This window comes from Siminovitchia sediminis (assembly GCF_042680885.1).
Taxonomy (GTDB): domain Bacteria; phylum Bacillota; class Bacilli; order Bacillales; family Bacillaceae_C; genus Siminovitchia; species Siminovitchia sediminis.
Window position 1 is genome coordinate 84,180 of the sequence record NZ_JBHUEO010000113.1, and the last position, 14,130, is coordinate 98,309.

The 14,130-nt window shown below is 42.5% G+C and carries 18 protein-coding genes; 10 read left to right on the plus strand and 8 right to left on the minus strand.

What is annotated here, in order from left to right:
* Window positions 1–32: 32 nt before the first annotated feature.
* Both ACFSCZ_RS18380 and ACFSCZ_RS18385 read right to left on the minus strand, forming a co-directional pair.
* Window positions 33–335, minus strand: a complete 303-nt coding sequence (locus tag ACFSCZ_RS18380) for a hypothetical protein (protein WP_380776169.1) — start codon at window positions 333–335, stop codon at window positions 33–35.
* Window positions 322–636, minus strand: a complete 315-nt coding sequence (locus tag ACFSCZ_RS18385; RefSeq protein ID WP_380776171.1) for a cytosolic protein — start codon at window positions 634–636, stop codon at window positions 322–324. The genes ACFSCZ_RS18380 and ACFSCZ_RS18385 overlap by 14 nt, the downstream gene beginning before the upstream one ends.
* Window positions 637–747: 111 nt before the next feature.
* On the opposite strand from ACFSCZ_RS18385, the gene ACFSCZ_RS18390 reads away from it, so the two are divergent.
* Window positions 748–1,185 carry a DUF86 domain-containing protein gene (locus ACFSCZ_RS18390; protein WP_380776174.1) on the plus strand — a complete coding sequence of 146 codons (438 nt, stop codon included), beginning with the start codon at window positions 748–750 and terminating at the stop codon, window positions 1,183–1,185.
* Window positions 1,186–1,205: 20 nt separating this feature from the next.
* Entirely contained in the window at window positions 1,206–1,970 is a 765-nt protein-coding gene (locus ACFSCZ_RS18395; protein WP_380776177.1) for a TIGR01457 family HAD-type hydrolase, read from the plus strand.
* Window positions 1,971–1,996: 26 nt separating this feature from the next.
* On the opposite strand, the gene ACFSCZ_RS18400 is transcribed toward ACFSCZ_RS18395, so the two are convergent.
* Window positions 1,997–3,631 carry a methyl-accepting chemotaxis protein gene (locus ACFSCZ_RS18400; RefSeq protein WP_380776180.1) on the minus strand — a complete coding sequence of 545 codons (1,635 nt, stop codon included), beginning with the start codon at window positions 3,629–3,631 and terminating at the stop codon, window positions 1,997–1,999.
* Window positions 3,632–4,287: 656 nt separating this feature from the next.
* Window positions 4,288–4,791: a phosphatidylglycerophosphatase A family protein gene (locus ACFSCZ_RS18405; protein WP_380776184.1), complete on the minus strand. Its 504-nt coding sequence runs from the start codon at window positions 4,789–4,791 to the stop codon at window positions 4,288–4,290.
* A 156-nt stretch (window positions 4,792–4,947) separates the two neighbouring features.
* Between ACFSCZ_RS18405 and yutH the strand changes: the two genes are divergently transcribed.
* A complete protein-coding gene (yutH, locus tag ACFSCZ_RS18410; RefSeq protein WP_380776186.1) occupies window positions 4,948–5,940 on the plus strand; it encodes a spore coat putative kinase YutH in 993 nt (330 codons plus the stop codon).
* A gap of 37 nt (window positions 5,941–5,977) precedes the next feature.
* Here the strand turns inward: yutH and ACFSCZ_RS18415 are convergent, their stop codons facing one another.
* The gene (locus ACFSCZ_RS18415; RefSeq protein WP_380776189.1) at window positions 5,978–6,214 is read right to left on the minus strand and encodes a NifU family protein; all 237 of its coding nucleotides are present in this window, start codon (window positions 6,212–6,214) and stop codon (window positions 5,978–5,980) included.
* Between the two features lie 252 nt (window positions 6,215–6,466).
* Between ACFSCZ_RS18415 and ACFSCZ_RS18420 the strand changes: the two genes are divergently transcribed.
* On the plus strand, window positions 6,467–6,790 hold the full coding sequence (locus tag ACFSCZ_RS18420; RefSeq protein ID WP_380776192.1) for a YuzD family protein: 324 nt from the start codon (window positions 6,467–6,469) through the stop codon (window positions 6,788–6,790).
* 39 nt (window positions 6,791–6,829) lie between these two features.
* On the opposite strand, the gene ACFSCZ_RS18425 is transcribed toward ACFSCZ_RS18420, so the two are convergent.
* The gene (locus ACFSCZ_RS18425; RefSeq protein ID WP_380776195.1) at window positions 6,830–7,897 is read right to left on the minus strand and encodes an NAD(P)/FAD-dependent oxidoreductase; all 1,068 of its coding nucleotides are present in this window, start codon (window positions 7,895–7,897) and stop codon (window positions 6,830–6,832) included.
* A gap of 226 nt (window positions 7,898–8,123) precedes the next feature.
* Between ACFSCZ_RS18425 and ACFSCZ_RS18430 the strand changes: the two genes are divergently transcribed.
* Window positions 8,124–8,360 (plus strand): YuzB family protein, encoded by a 237-nt coding sequence (locus tag ACFSCZ_RS18430; protein ID WP_380776198.1) that lies wholly within the window; start codon window positions 8,124–8,126, stop codon window positions 8,358–8,360.
* A gap of 88 nt (window positions 8,361–8,448) precedes the next feature.
* Window positions 8,449–8,811: a HesB/IscA family protein gene (locus ACFSCZ_RS18435; protein ID WP_380776200.1), complete on the plus strand. Its 363-nt coding sequence runs from the start codon at window positions 8,449–8,451 to the stop codon at window positions 8,809–8,811.
* Between the two features lie 123 nt (window positions 8,812–8,934).
* On the opposite strand, the gene ACFSCZ_RS18440 is transcribed toward ACFSCZ_RS18435, so the two are convergent.
* Complete coding sequence (locus tag ACFSCZ_RS18440) at window positions 8,935–9,933, minus strand: NAD(P)/FAD-dependent oxidoreductase (RefSeq protein WP_380776203.1); 999 nt, start codon at window positions 9,931–9,933, stop codon at window positions 8,935–8,937.
* A gap of 372 nt (window positions 9,934–10,305) precedes the next feature.
* Here ACFSCZ_RS18440 and ACFSCZ_RS18445 point away from each other — a divergent pair, with 372 nt between their 5' ends.
* From ACFSCZ_RS18445 to ACFSCZ_RS18460, 4 genes are all read left to right on the plus strand, one after another.
* Window positions 10,306–11,523 carry an NAD(P)/FAD-dependent oxidoreductase gene (locus ACFSCZ_RS18445; RefSeq protein WP_380776206.1) on the plus strand — a complete coding sequence of 406 codons (1,218 nt, stop codon included), beginning with the start codon at window positions 10,306–10,308 and terminating at the stop codon, window positions 11,521–11,523.
* 254 nt (window positions 11,524–11,777) lie between these two features.
* Complete coding sequence (locus ACFSCZ_RS18450; RefSeq protein ID WP_380776209.1) at window positions 11,778–12,260, plus strand: NUDIX hydrolase; 483 nt, start codon at window positions 11,778–11,780, stop codon at window positions 12,258–12,260.
* 161 nt (window positions 12,261–12,421) lie between these two features.
* Complete coding sequence (locus ACFSCZ_RS18455; protein WP_380776212.1) at window positions 12,422–12,745, plus strand: YuiB family protein; 324 nt, start codon at window positions 12,422–12,424, stop codon at window positions 12,743–12,745.
* Between the two features lie 179 nt (window positions 12,746–12,924).
* Window positions 12,925–13,539: a 3D domain-containing protein gene (locus ACFSCZ_RS18460; protein WP_380776215.1), complete on the plus strand. Its 615-nt coding sequence runs from the start codon at window positions 12,925–12,927 to the stop codon at window positions 13,537–13,539.
* Between the two features lie 54 nt (window positions 13,540–13,593).
* Here the strand turns inward: ACFSCZ_RS18460 and ACFSCZ_RS18465 are convergent, their stop codons facing one another.
* Window positions 13,594–14,073: a divergent PAP2 family protein gene (locus ACFSCZ_RS18465; protein ID WP_380776218.1), complete on the minus strand. Its 480-nt coding sequence runs from the start codon at window positions 14,071–14,073 to the stop codon at window positions 13,594–13,596.
* Between the last annotated feature and the right edge of the window lie 57 nt (window positions 14,074–14,130).

A 14,130-nucleotide genomic window follows, 5' to 3' on the forward strand; every position in this document is an offset into this window, starting at 1 on the left:
TAGTTTGCCTTCATGGTTTTGTTGAAGCGACCTCAAGCCCCTGCCGCCTGGAGCTGGACAAAAGAAAAGCGCAGGGCGGCAGCCCAGGGGCGACAAGCGCTGGAGACAAAACCAGTGAAGGCGTAGTTTGCCTTCATGGTTTTGTTGAAGCGACCTCGAGCCCCTGCCGCCTGGAGCTGGACAAAAGAAAAGCGCAGGGCGGCAGCCCAGGGGCGACAAGCGCTGGAGACAAAACCAGTGAAGGCGCCATTTCTTCCAGCTTTAATGCCTATGCGGTCCCTGAACCAAAAGATGGCCAAGATTTCCTTGGCCATTTTTGGTTCAGCTGTCCACATAAGGAGGCTCCGCTTCCTGATTGGGATCGTCATGTGTCGGATGGGCTCCGGGCGTTTGCCGCGGCAGATTTTGGTGAAGTGACTTATTTTCATAATTATGAGCACTGTATTTGCGCTGTCCTTCTTTCCATGGGGTAGATTTATTTTCCACTGGGGTGTCTTCCCCTATAGGAGCTCCATAAGCTCCCTCAGGATATTCTTCAGGTATAAGAAAATTTCTCTGGGTTTCCACATTCGAAACATCTGTATATGTGATTTCTTCTTTGTCCGGCTGTTCGCCGCCCCGGTTATTTTCAATCATGGATGTGACCACCTTTTTTAGTTTAACGTGCCCCGGCAGCCAACGGCTATTCGTTTCCAAAGCAAATATTTGATACGATAGTAATAAATAGACATGTGGAGGTAATCAACCGTGTATTTTGTTGATCGTGAGAAAATAGAAGAGACGCTATCCTTTATGGAACGGCAGATCCAGCTCTTTAAGGACCATCAACAGTGGACATCGGATATAGAAAAAGGAGCGCTAGAAAGAATTGCACAGACTGTCATTGAATCCATACTTGATACCGGCAATGCGATGATCGACGGATTTATTATGAGGGATCCGGGAAGCTATGAGGATATCATTGATATTCTTACTGATGAGAAAGTGATTAACGGAAAAATGTCCAACAGTTTAAAATCTGTAATTCACTACCGCAAGATGCTTGTACAGGAGTATACAAGAGTGGAACATGATCAGATCCTAACGATGCTGAAGGAGGAAATGGACTCCCTTGAACAATTTGCTCCAAAAGTGAGGGATTATTTAACAAATGAACTGGGTCCTGTTTCAGCATTTAAAAAATAAAGAGGAGATCGAGGGGTTCTATGAAACAATATGACGGATACTTGATTGACTTGGACGGGACAATGTACAAAGGGACTGAATGTATCCCGGAAGCAGTCGATTTTGTCCGCAGCCTGAAAGAAAAAGGAATACCATATTTGTTTGTTACTAATAATTCTTCAAAAACTCCGAAGCAGGTAGCAGCCTATTTAAACCAATTCGGAATACCCGCCGACAGCAGCCATGTGTTTACGACAGCTGTGGCAACTGCGGAATACCTGCATGGCCGTCAACCTCAGGCATCCATTTATGTCATCGGCGAAGAAGGGCTCTGCTCAGCTTTGGAAGAAAAGGGTTTTTCGTTTGTTGAAGAACACCCTGATGCAGTTGTGATTGGAATTGATCGCAGGGTAACCTATGAAAAACTGGCAACCGCTTGCCTGGCGGTTCGAGATGGGGCTTTGTTTATATCTACAAACAGTGATATCGCCATGCCTACTGAAAGAGGTCTCATGCCGGGCAATGGGGCGATTACATCGGTGATTTCTGTTTCAACTCAAACTCAACCCATTTCTATTGGTAAACCTCACTCCATTATTATGGAACAAGCATTAAAAGCGATCGGACTTCCGAAGGAGCGGACATTGATGGTCGGGGACAATTATGATACAGATATTTTGGCTGGGATTCACACAGGAATAGATACACTACTCGTTCACACCGGGATGACAACAAAAGAAATGCTTCAGACAAAAAAACAGCAGCCGACTTATGCTGTACATTCACTGAAGGAATGGGTGATTTAACCAGTCAAAGCCGCACCGGCAGCAAGTCATTTTTGCTGGAAGTGCGGCTTGTCTGTTTTTTCATGCAGTTTGAATACTGCAGCTGAAGCATTCAGTCTTTCAGCCAAGGAAGTCAGCGCATGTGCAGTGGAAGCTGTTTCCTCACTGCTTGCAGCGGTTTCTTCTGTTGCAGATAAAATCATTTCTAAATAAGAGAGAATTTCCGAGGAGCGGGCTGCCTGCTGTTCACTGGCATTTGCGATATCCGTTACATTTTGCCCGGTGTGGTGAATCATGTCCACAATGTTTGCCAGAGCGGTACCGGATTTTTGAGACTTCTCGACACTCTCATCAACTGACTTTACATTGAGTACGGTTGTTTCCTGGATATTTTTGATCATATGAGAAATATCTTTTGTTGCCGCCATACTTCTTTCAGCAAGCTTTCGAACCTCTTCTGCGACAACAGCAAAACCCCGTCCCTGCTCTCCGGCACGGCCGGCTTCAATGGCCGCATTTAAAGCAAGAAGATTGGTTTGATCAGCAATATCATCAATCAGTTCTGTAATTTCACCAATTTTTCTTGTATCCTTTTCTAATTGGGCCATTTGATGACGAATCATTTCAGCTCCTTCTATAGAAGATTGAATGACCTTCTCTCCATCCTTAGCCATATTGATTGTTTGATGGGCGTAATCTGCAGATGTTTCCGTTTTTTGTGCGATAGAATGAAAGGCATCCGAAAAATCCTTAAATAAGGAATAAATGGTTTGAACGGATTGGGCTTGCTCTGTGCTGGTCGTCGCAATTTCTTCAGTATTGGCGGAAACTTGCTCGGATGAAGAGGATAAGTTTTCCGCAGCATGTAAAATATTACGAACAGCTGTCCGTAAGTTTTCAATCATCTGATTTACTGATTGTGCCAGAAGGCCTGTCTCATCTTTGGACTGGATATTGCAAGTTTTCGATAAATCACCATCTGCGGCTTGCTCAACGACTTGGGCTAGCTGGTGAAGAGGGCGTGTAATGAATCGTGTCATCCATAAGCCGAATAGAACACTTATAAAGAAAATAACGGAAATGATGATGACTGTGATCATCATACTGGAAGAATAAGCTTGCTCTGCTTCACTTTGCAACTTTTCAGCCGTATCTGTCTCCGACTTGATCAGGATGTCCAATTGATCCATCATGTCTTTTTGGAGTTTAAGGAGCCCTCCTGTGAGGGTGAGAAGGTACTCGGTTTCTTTTCCTTCGGCGGCCAGGTGAATGCTTTGGTCAAATTGCGTAAAGTGAGATTCCCACTTATTGACAAACTGTGCTAAGGCTACTTGTTGATCTTCCGTCAATCCGCTGTTTTTATAAGCATCAATATGTACATTCATCTTTTCTCTTATTTCTTCGATTGCTTCAGTATGCTGGTCAGCCTGTTGCGGATATAAATAGATATCCCGGCTGATCCGTATAAGATCCTGTACATAATTCCTGGCTTCTTCCAGCTCTTGCTTAGGCAATAGGATTTCATGAAACATCATTTCGGTACTTGTATAAATTTTATCCATATAGGTAAGTCCTATAAAGCCGGTTGCCGCCTGGAGCAAAGCTACTACCATAAAAGCCGAAATCATCTTCATTCGAATACTTAAATCAGCGAACAAGCTAAACTGCTTAATTATTTTCAATCTCTCCACACCGCCTGTTATTGTAGGTAAGGTTTGCTGTCTTCTTGTCTTCTGGAGACATTGATTAAATCGGCCTAAACGGTGGAAGATCAAGCGACTTTACAAGAGTTTTACATAAAGTCAATGAACTTTACAAAGTCAAAAAACAATTTGTCTATCAGGCAATTATACGATTGAAAATGGATCTGCGTTCTTGATGCACTTTACACAATAACTACAACTGAGGTGTACGCTGAAAAGCTTTCCATTGCAAATTTGATCTTTGTGGAGATGGCAGACTTGACCTCCTTAAACAGTTACATCCAGGGACAGATGCAGAATCAGAATGGCCTTACCAAAAACTATCCAACTCGTAAGGTGCAGTATGCGCTCTTTCTTTGTACCGGTACCGGCGTTATTGTCTTTGGCAGAAGGAAGAATGACACAACTAGGGCTTTTAGGAGCATGCAATAGTAGCCAAAGCCGATTTTAATGCAGGAAATAGATGAAGATAACTGCGGGAAAAGCCTCGGTGAGACGCCCGCGGTGCGGAAGCAAAAAAGGTTCAGCAGCCGCTCTCGGATATCTATTACCGGAGCGGCTTGTTTTCACGTCCATTGCTTCAGACGAGTTGCATGCTTACAGTTACAAAGGCATTTGTCCCAGTCTCTTTATCGTCAGGATTCTTCCCCTTTGGCACTGTGTGCAAGCCTGCTGGAAGCTGCTGCTGCAATGGCACCCACAATATCGTCCAGAAAAGTATGAACTTCTCCTGTGGAATGGTCGTTCAAATGCTGCAAAATACCGGGTTTTTGTTTATCAATGTATCCGTAGTTCGTAAACCCAATGGAACCATATACGTTTACGATGGAAAAGGCCAGAATCTCATCCACTCCGTAAAGGCTTTCATCGGAATTGATAATGGTTTGGAGCGGTTCATCCAGTTTCCCCTGTTCTGCCATGACATCCAGCTGGATCCCGGTAATGATTGCATTTTGCACTTCTCTTTTACGAAGGACACGCTCAATATTATATACACACTCATCCACTGTCAGATCGGGATGGTATTTTTTTTGCAAAAACAATACCAATTCAGCAATATCTTCAATAGTTACCCCACGTTCAATCAATAGTTGGCGTGCGGTTTCTTCTAATTTAGTCATTTTTCTTTCAGTACTCATTCTCTTCACCCTCTATGAAATGATTGGTCAAGTGCTCTGTCAAACATATGCACTGCTTAAACAGCTTTATCTAGTTAAAAACAACCCTTCCGCAATATACATGATATCAGCTCATATAATAAAAAAGTGGAAAAAAGCACAGGGGAGGGATGTTATATGTCGATGGAAGTATTGGAGAAGTATTTTAACATTAAAGCAGACCGGTCGATTCGAACAAGGCGGTATACCCGCTATGTGTCAAATGGTTTGTTGTATACTATTGTAAATGTTACTCATGTGGAACAGGAAGTGCTAATAGAATTATATGAAATGTCAGAGCACATGGCAAAGCATTCCGATAAAAAAGTTTCCAGATTTGTGGCAGCCCAAGAAGGGACTTATTTAGTCACTCACGATAATGAAGATTTTGTCCTCTTGCAAAATCAATTTCATAAAGTAAAGCCCAACAGGAAAACCGGCCGTCAATTAGCCAGATTTCATTATCGCGGCAAACAACTTCAAAGCCAGGTTGAGAAGCTGAACCGGACAGGTGAATGGAAAAAATTATGGGCATCCAGGCTTGATCAAATGGAGAAAGCATGGGCGGGTATGAGCCAAGAGCCGCCAAGAGATGAATTTGACAAAATGTTTCTTGAATCTTTTCCGTATTATATGGGGCTCTGTGAAAATGCTATACAATATGTGACTGACACAGAATTGGATGAACAGCCACAGTACTCTGATTATAGAACCATCACTCATAAACGCTTTTACGACAGTCTGTGGAAAAGTGAACAGGAAATCAGAAACCCGTTTGACTGGGTAGTCGATCATCCTTCCAGAGACTTATCCGAATGGATCAGGGATCGGTATTTCAAGGGCAGCCGAACATGCATGCCCGATATAAAAAAATTTTTATATGAGTACCAAACCCTTTTGCCCATTTCATCCTATGCTTGGAGACTGCTTTATGCAAGATTGCTGTTTCCCCTTCATTACATTGAGTGCGTAGAAGAATATTATAGTTCTTCTTCACAGTCCGTTAAAAAGGAGCTTGAGGAGAAAATGTCGGGGTATTTAAGAGATACGCAGGATTACGAGCAGTTTCTCCGTGTGTTTTATGACTCCGTCGGCATCAAAAAACCTATGCCTGTTGTGGAATGGCTTTAACATGAAAAAAAGCGACCCGGAAAGTCCGAATCGCTGATTAAAATACTTGTTCTACCTCTACGACGCCGGGAACTTCTTCAACCAGTGCACGTTCAATACCTGCTTTTAATGTTATGGTCGAACTTGGGCAAGTTCCGCAGGCACCCAGGAGGCGAAGCTTGACGACACCCTCATCTACATCAACCAGTTCACAGTCACCGCCGTCGCGAAGGAGAAACGGGCGTAATTTATCAAGTACATCTTGAACTTGAGTCATCATTGTTTGTTCAGACATTCAGATCTACTCCCTTCCTTAATACACATTATAATCACAAACACAGAAAAAATCTATGGGTATGTTTAAGGCAGCCATAATTTTATTATTCCAAATGAGCCTGAGGCTTCCAATATGATGTGAAAAACATGATAAGAAACCGTAACAACGATATATGCCTGTTCTACGATTGTAAAAATATATATCTTGGAAGACCTGGCCGTTGGAATTTTTAATAAAAGAGTTACAATAAAGAGAGGGAGGGTGAGTGCGTTGAAGAAAGAAGCAGAAATTCGTGTATATGGTGCGGAGCAAATATGTGCAAGCTGTGTCAATCTGCCGTCTTCAAAGGAAACATATGAGTGGCTGAAGGCTGCGGTTTCGAGAAAGTTTCCGGGTCAGCCTTTTACTATTCGTTATATCGATATTTTCAACCCGCCTGAAGAGAGCGAGGCCAAGGCTTTCTCAGAACGAGTGGTAGAGGAAGATTTATTCTATCCGGTTGTTACAATGGATGGGGAAATTATCGGTGAAGGCAACCCGAAGCTAAAAGACGTGTATAAAAAAATGGAGGAACATGGGTATCGTCCGGAATAAAACAGCCGGAATCAGGTTCAAAGCTGATTCCGGCTTTCTTTATCCATTATGATATTTATACATCCATAAGATACCTGATTTTAGAATTCTGGCGATACGTCCGGTAATGGCACGTTCTGCCATTAAGCCAAATCCTTGTTTTTTACCCAGGGATCCAAGGACTCCCTTCAACTTGATGGTTGGCAGCTCTTCGGGCAATTCCTGGCCGCTCCAGCGTTTTTGAAGGACTTGTACGATCTGGTCAGCCTGACCTTCTGCCAGCTGTGCACTTGGTGCATATGGAAGGCTGGCACAGTCGCCAACAACGTACACATGTTCATCGTTAGGGATGTTATGATATTTCGTCAATACAATTCTGCCCTGTTTGTCTTTTTCAACATCCATTTTTCGTACAATTTCGTTCGGCTGAATTCCCGCTGTCCAGACAACAACATCTGAGTGGACAGGCTCATCATGGTTAAAGAGTGTTTGATTTTCCACCTTGGTGATATTTGCCCCATTAACGACTTCAACGCCATTCGTTTGAAACCAATTCTGTACATATCGGCTCACTCTTTCGGGAAACGTAGAAAGGATAATTTTGCCCCGGTCAAACAACTTAATGACCAGATCTTCGCGGCTTTCCCTCAGCTCGCTAGCCAGCTCTACGCCGCTGAGTCCTGCACCGACAATGCTTACAACTGAATTGGCAGGCAGGTTATTTAGTGTCTGATACGTTTGACGGGCTTTTTCTATGTTTTGAATACTGTGCGTATACTGGTCCGCTCCCGGAACATTATGATATTTGTCCTCGCACCCGAGGCCAATAATCAAATCGTCATAGGAAATTGGATTCCCTTCATCCAAGTGAACAAGTTTGTTTTCAATATCAATATTTGTGATTTCACCATATTTGAGAGTAAGACGCGGATGCTCCGGAAACGGAACCCGAACTTCCTGATCTGAAACTGTTCCGGCAGCCAGTGCGTAGTACTCGGTTTTCAGACAATGATACGGAACTCTATCCACTAACGTAATGGACATGTCCTCAGGCAAGTTGTTAGGCAGAAAACGGTGCAATACCCTCATATTCCCATATCCGCCGCCTAGAAGTACTAATTTTCTCATGCGAATATCTCCTTTTGCCATCTATTTACCAAAAAAAAAATAAAACGCTAAAAATATGTATATTTTATGAAGTTCGTCCAAAGTAAAGTATAGCCGAATCTGATTTGATATACAACAGAATTCATGAGGATTCAATTTTGAAAACAACTGCTTCACCACTGTGCCGATCAATTGACGAACAACTGCAGAAAGAGTAGGATAAAGACTGGTAATGAGGTGAAAAAAGATGAATCCAATCATAGAATTCTGCATTAGTAATTTGGGGATGGGCGGTTATGAAGCCATGCAAAAATTGGAAGAGGACCCTGATTTGGATATTGTGGAATATGGCTGTTTGGACCATTGTGATTTATGCGCGGAAACTTTATATGCCCTTGTCAATGGGGAGATAGTCACCGGTAACAGTCCGGATGATCTGGTGAAAAATATTTATCAGTATATAGAAGAGAACCCCATGTTCTAAGAATGCCGAATGGTTGAGAATCCACCTGTTCAGGTTTATAATAAAATGTAAGAGAAAATTCAAATTTCGTAGGAGGGGGTGCAGATACATGAGCGATCTTATCACTTTAACCGAAGCAGCTGCCATTCAAATCAAAAAAATGATTAAAGAAAATGGTGAAGAAGGGGCAAATTTCCGATTTTCCATTAATGGAGGCGGGTGCAGCGGTTTGTCCTACGGCATGAGTCTTGATCATGAAAAGTCTGAAAAAGATACATTTTTTGAACAGCACGGTATTGGTGTTGTGGTTGATGAAGAGACAGCGCCGATCGTTGCAGGAACTGTCATTGATTATAAACAATCCTTGATGGGCGGCGGGTTTACGATTGATAATCCCAACGCACTTGTATCCTGCGGATGCGGTTCTTCTTTCAGAACTGCAAAAGTAGCGGGTACACCGGAAGATTGTTAATCATTCTGTTAAGGAAATCCTTCTCCAAGGTGTTGGTTTTAACCAAGCCGGTCGAGGAGGGTTTTTTGTAATGTTTTTAAAAAAAAGACCTGAAACAATAACTGTTTAGGTCTGCTCATCTGCTTATTTATCAAATAAAGAAGTACTGTGCATCGGCTGTACACGTGCTTTTGGATCAATGAAGGCCTTGGCATTGCTCACGGCTGTAGGTGCTTCGCCAAATCCCGTAGCAATTAATTTCACTTTGCCGTCGTAAGTGGTAATATCTCCTGCAGCATAAATTCCAGGTATGTTGGTTTCCATTTTAGAATTGACAACAATGGAATTTTTCTCGATTTCTATACCCCAATCCTTAATGGGACCAAGGGAAGATACAAATCCGTAGTTGCAGATGAGGGAATCCAATTCGATTTCTTCAATGGTTTCGCCTCTGACTTCCTGGATCACCAGTTTTTTTATGGCATCTTCATCACAAATAATTTCTGATGCTGCAAATGGAGTTTTAATTTCAACAGAAGATTCTTTTAACTGGTTCACGCTGCTTTCGTGGGCACGGAATTTATCCCTGCGGTGGATCAGGGTCACCTTTTCGGCGATCGGTTCCAGCATTAATGCCCAGTCTACAGCGGAGTCTCCTCCACCTAAAATTACAACGCGCTGGCCTTCAAATTTTTTCATATCATCCACAAAATAATGCAGATTTTTTCCTTCATATCGTTCTGCATGTTCCACATCCAATTTTCTAGGCTGAAAAGCTCCGATACCGCCCGTGATGATAATGGATTTAGAATAGTGAATTTCTTTGTCCGTAGTTAGTTTAAAAGAGCCGTCTTCCAATTTTTCCACGTCTTGGACTGATTGCTCCAGGCAAATCGTTTGAGAAAACAACTTGAGTTGTTCTTTTAAGTTATTGACTAGATCCTGTGCTTTAATTTTCGGGAAACCGGCCACATCGTATATATATTTCTCAGGGTACAGGGCCGATAACTGTCCGCCAAGCTGGGGAAGACTTTCAATGATTTTTACCGAGCAATTTCTCATACCAGCATAAAAGGCGGTAAACAGACCGGCAGGACCAGCCCCTATAATTGTCATATCATATACTTGCTGATCTTCTTTCACAGAAAACCCCTCCTAAGATCATAAAACCTCATTTAAGAATATCTATAACACTTTCCTATTGTGCCACACAACGGTACGATTGTCATATAAAATGGCTGAAGATGATAGAAAACGGGCAAAATTTCAATGTAATGACCAAAATTACGGTTTTACCTATTAATTAAATAAAGATTTGCTATTTTTCCTCGAAATTACTTGAAAAAAGACGATAAAACCCCTATGATGGATGGGGATGTATGTCTAGATATGACGAAGTTATGACAGTGTACGTGAAGTGCATCACATTTTTTTGAAATTATATATTATTCTTTTTACATGCATTTGGAACGTACGCTTGGGTATAATTAAGATGAAAAGGTGGAAGTGATTACATTGAAAAAGCCAACAATTGTAGTACTAGGTGCCGGCTATGGCGGATTAATGACGGTTACACGTCTTCAAAAACAACTTGGAAGCAACGATGCCGAAATTATATTGGTAAACAAAAATGATTACCACTATGAGACAACGTGGCTTCATGAAGCTTCTGCCGGAACACTGGGTCCGAACGATGTCCGTTACGACATTTCCAGTGTGATTGACAGCGGCAGAGTGAGATTTATTCAAGATACTGCCCTCAAAGTGGAACCGGAAGCTAAAAAGGTTCTTCTTGAAAAAACGGGCGACCTTCCATATGACTATCTTGTGATCGCGCTAGGAGCTGCTCCTGAAACATTTGGAATTGAAGGTCTTGATAAATATGCATTTTCCATTACAAATGTAAATACAGCCAGACAGATTCGTGAGCATATTGAATATCAATTTGCCACATACAAAGTAGACAAAAAGCCGGAAAGACTCAGAATTGTTGTGGGAGGCGCCGGTTTTACCGGAATTGAATTCCTTGGCGAGCTCGGCAATCGGGTCCCGGAACTGTGCAAAGAATATGATGTAGATATCCATATGGTGAAAATCATTTGTGTAGAAGCAGCTCCAACTGCACTTCCTGGATTTGATCCTGAATTGGTTGATTATGCAATGGAGCTCCTGAAAAGGAAAAACGTGGAATTCCGGATTGGTACAGCCATTAAAGGGGCCACACCCGAAGGAATCATTGTGGCCAAAGGCGAAGATGATACAGAAGAGATTAAAGCAGGTACTGTTGTATGGGCTGCGGGGGTACGCGGCAACCCAATTATTACAGAGTCCGGGTTTGAAAATATGCGCGGCAGGATTAAAGTAGAGCCAGACCTGCGTGCACCTGGTTATTCTGATATTTTTGTCATTGGGGACTGCTCTCTCGTGATCAATGAAGAAATTAATCGTCCGTATCCTCCTACTGCACAAATCGCCATGCAGCAAGGTGAATTGACAGCAAGCAACTTGGCAAAACTCCTTCAAGGGAAATCAAATCTGGATACATTTACCTTTGATAACAAAGGAACGGTTTGTTCGCTTGGGGATGACGATGCCATCGGCGTTGTTTTCGGTAAGAAAGTGACGGGTAAAAGAGCATCCTTTATGAAGAAGATGATTGATAACCGCGCCCTTTACATGATTGGCGGAATCCCGCTCACTTTGAAAAAAGGGAAATTCAACTTATTGAAATAATGGAAGAGAAAGGCAGAATCTCAAGGGATTCTGTCTTTTTTTAGGATCTAAGAAAGTATATAATTATCATGGAAATTTTATTTAATTCTGATGAATGCCCGGCTTCGAGTTCCCATATAAATGGGTGCTATACTGTGGCGGTTCAAGGGATGTCTCATTTCAAAATGTCTTGTGCATTTTCCCGTATTCCGTTTTCTTCGGAAAAGCAGGTGAAAAGTTAGAGGCTATGTAAGCAAGAAAGTGTGGGGAAGTAAATGAATCATGACCGCGGGAAAGTTTGGCTGGCCGTGTGTGGTGTGGTCATCGACAAGGACGGGCGCTGGCTTGTTGTAAAAAAAAGATACGGCGGAGCAAAGGGGAATTGGACATTGCCTGCGGGGTTTGTAGAACCGGGAGAAACATTGGATGAAGCGGTCAAACGGGAAATATTGGAGGAAACAGGCGTCATCAGTTCGGTTGTTGGATTGCTTGGTGTCAGAACCGGTGTCATCCATTCCAGTATCAGTGACAATATGCTGATATTTGCCTGCGAACCTGAAAATACAACCATTTTTGTTCAGGAACGGGAGCTGGAGGAAGCTTGCTGGATGTCAGTGGACAGCCTGCTTGCAGATAAACAAACCTCTGTCATGATTACAGAACTGATCCAAGGAGAATATAAGCCCATCCAACAGGAAGTGGCTGATATCACCCCAGGGAGCCGGTTTGGGTATACCGCTTATAAGCTGTTTCTTTAATGCATGGCGGGAAAGGTCGTGCCTACAATTGTATCTCGGGAAATGGCAGCTTCGCAGGTGAGATAAGAAAATGTCATGAATTCGTCCGACTCTCCGCATTGACGCTGTATCTCCCGTTAAGTACACTTGATATGAAGGAGAAATCAAGGGGGAAAACAGTCATGCAAATGCCGCTCCCAGTCCTGTTGATATCCGTACTATTATTTTTTGTGTTATTTTTCGGGATTGGATTCTTACTAAATATGCTCTTGCGTATGACCTGGATAATGGCTTTTATTTATCCGATTGTTGCTATTTTTATCATAGACAAAGTTTCTTTCACGGAGTACTTTACAGCTCCTGCTGCATCTCTTGCCAGTCTTGGAAATAGTTTTTCCAATCTTGCTCCGGCAGACGTGCTTATTCTGCTGAGTGGTTTAGCGGGAGCCATTGCTGCAGGATTCACCATGCGTGTCTTGCGTAAAAAAGGATATAGAATGTTTTAAAAAAATGCCCTGTCACGGGCATTTTTTTTGTTCCAGGGATCAAATTTTGTTGAGAACCTCTTTGTTCCGGGAACCCATTACATCTAAAACAGAAAGTGTCCTTTCAAGAATCCGGTGTAATCCATGATGAATAAATCCTCTCATAACAGGGAAATATGACGCTTGAGAGGAGTGAACGAATGATTACTAGGTACGTATATGCCAGGAGATTCATCATGGTGCTTCTTTTTGGAGCGGCACTGGGTGCAACTTTTGAAGCATTTTCCGGTATGGATATCAAAACAACGGCTCATATCATCTGGGCTAAAGCCGATGATGAGCAGTCAAAAAACGAAGCGGACGATCAATTCCTGCCTTTGGAAGAAGCCTTTGACTGGTCCCGTTATCCGGCGAAAACAGTTGTAGCAACCGGATACACTGCCGGAATGGAATCTACGGGAAAAAACCCGGAGCATCCGGCTTACGGTATTACATATTCAGGAGTAAAAGTAAAAAGAGATTTATACTCTACAGTCGCTGCAGACCCCAATGTTTTTCCTATCGGCACGATATTATTTATTCCGGGATACGGATATGGAGTTGTGGCCGATACAGGTTCTGCCATTAAAGGAAACAAAATAGATCTTTATTTTGAAACGGTTGAAGACGTATACAGCAATTGGGGTAAAAAAACCGTTGATGTGCATGTTATCAAAATGGGATCCGGTACGATTACGGAAGATGAATTGACTGCATTAAATGAAGATGAGGCTATGCAAGTATTCAGGCAGTCTTATCTTAACAATCCGGAGTAAATGAAAGCTGGGGCGGAAGCCAGCTTTTTTATTTTGAAAAAAGCCCCCGTTCATTTAGATGTTTAAGAAATAATGAAACACAAGCGAGATAAAAATTCCCGTCAATGCTCCAAAAAAGACTTCTACCGGTTTATGGCCGAGCAATTCTTTTAGTTCATCTCTTTTTTCATGCTCGGGTTTTTCCGGCCAATCCTTTGCCTCTTCTATAAAACGTTGAAAATCTGCAGACAGTTGGTTTAATACGATGGCATGCTCCCCTGCTTGTCTACGGACACCGGTTGCATCAAACATTACTATAATGGCAAAAACTGCGGAAACGGCAAAAATCGGTGAGCCCAATCCTTCCTCCAGGGCAATTCCAGTGGTCAGAGCGGTCACTGCAGCAGAATGGGAGCTTGGCATTCCTCCTGTGGATGTCAATAGTGACCAATCCCATTTTTTTGTAATCATAAATTGGAGAGGGACTTTCACAAACTGGGCAAAGAAAATCGCGGTTAATGCAAACCAAAGAGGATAGTTCATAATGAGGTCCATTCACTTTTACATCCTTTCTGAAATCATTGCCAATTGTTCTTTTATATTACCATAATC

Coding starts and splice junctions, on each gene's coding strand:
- yutH (WP_380776186.1), top strand. CDS start 4,948: ATGTCGATGGAAGTATTGGAGAAGTATTTTAACATTAAAGCAGACCGG.
- ACFSCZ_RS18465 (WP_380776218.1), bottom strand. CDS start 14,073: ATGGACCTCATTATGAACTATCCTCTTTGGTTTGCATTAACCGCGATT.
- ACFSCZ_RS18455 (WP_380776212.1), top strand. CDS start 12,422: ATGCAAATGCCGCTCCCAGTCCTGTTGATATCCGTACTATTATTTTTT.
- ACFSCZ_RS18435 (WP_380776200.1), top strand. CDS start 8,449: ATGAGCGATCTTATCACTTTAACCGAAGCAGCTGCCATTCAAATCAAA.
- ACFSCZ_RS18460 (WP_380776215.1), top strand. CDS start 12,925: ATGATTACTAGGTACGTATATGCCAGGAGATTCATCATGGTGCTTCTT.
- ACFSCZ_RS18395 (WP_380776177.1), top strand. CDS start 1,206: ATGAAACAATATGACGGATACTTGATTGACTTGGACGGGACAATGTAC.
- ACFSCZ_RS18415 (WP_380776189.1), bottom strand. CDS start 6,214: ATGTCTGAACAAACAATGATGACTCAAGTTCAAGATGTACTTGATAAA.
- ACFSCZ_RS18385 (WP_380776171.1), bottom strand. CDS start 636: ATGATTGAAAATAACCGGGGCGGCGAACAGCCGGACAAAGAAGAAATC.
- ACFSCZ_RS18425 (WP_380776195.1), bottom strand. CDS start 7,897: ATGAGAAAATTAGTACTTCTAGGCGGCGGATATGGGAATATGAGGGTA.
- ACFSCZ_RS18450 (WP_380776209.1), top strand. CDS start 11,778: ATGAATCATGACCGCGGGAAAGTTTGGCTGGCCGTGTGTGGTGTGGTC.
- ACFSCZ_RS18405 (WP_380776184.1), bottom strand. CDS start 4,791: ATGAGTACTGAAAGAAAAATGACTAAATTAGAAGAAACCGCACGCCAA.
- ACFSCZ_RS18430 (WP_380776198.1), top strand. CDS start 8,124: ATGAATCCAATCATAGAATTCTGCATTAGTAATTTGGGGATGGGCGGT.
- ACFSCZ_RS18380 (WP_380776169.1), bottom strand. CDS start 335: ATGTGGACAGCTGAACCAAAAATGGCCAAGGAAATCTTGGCCATCTTT.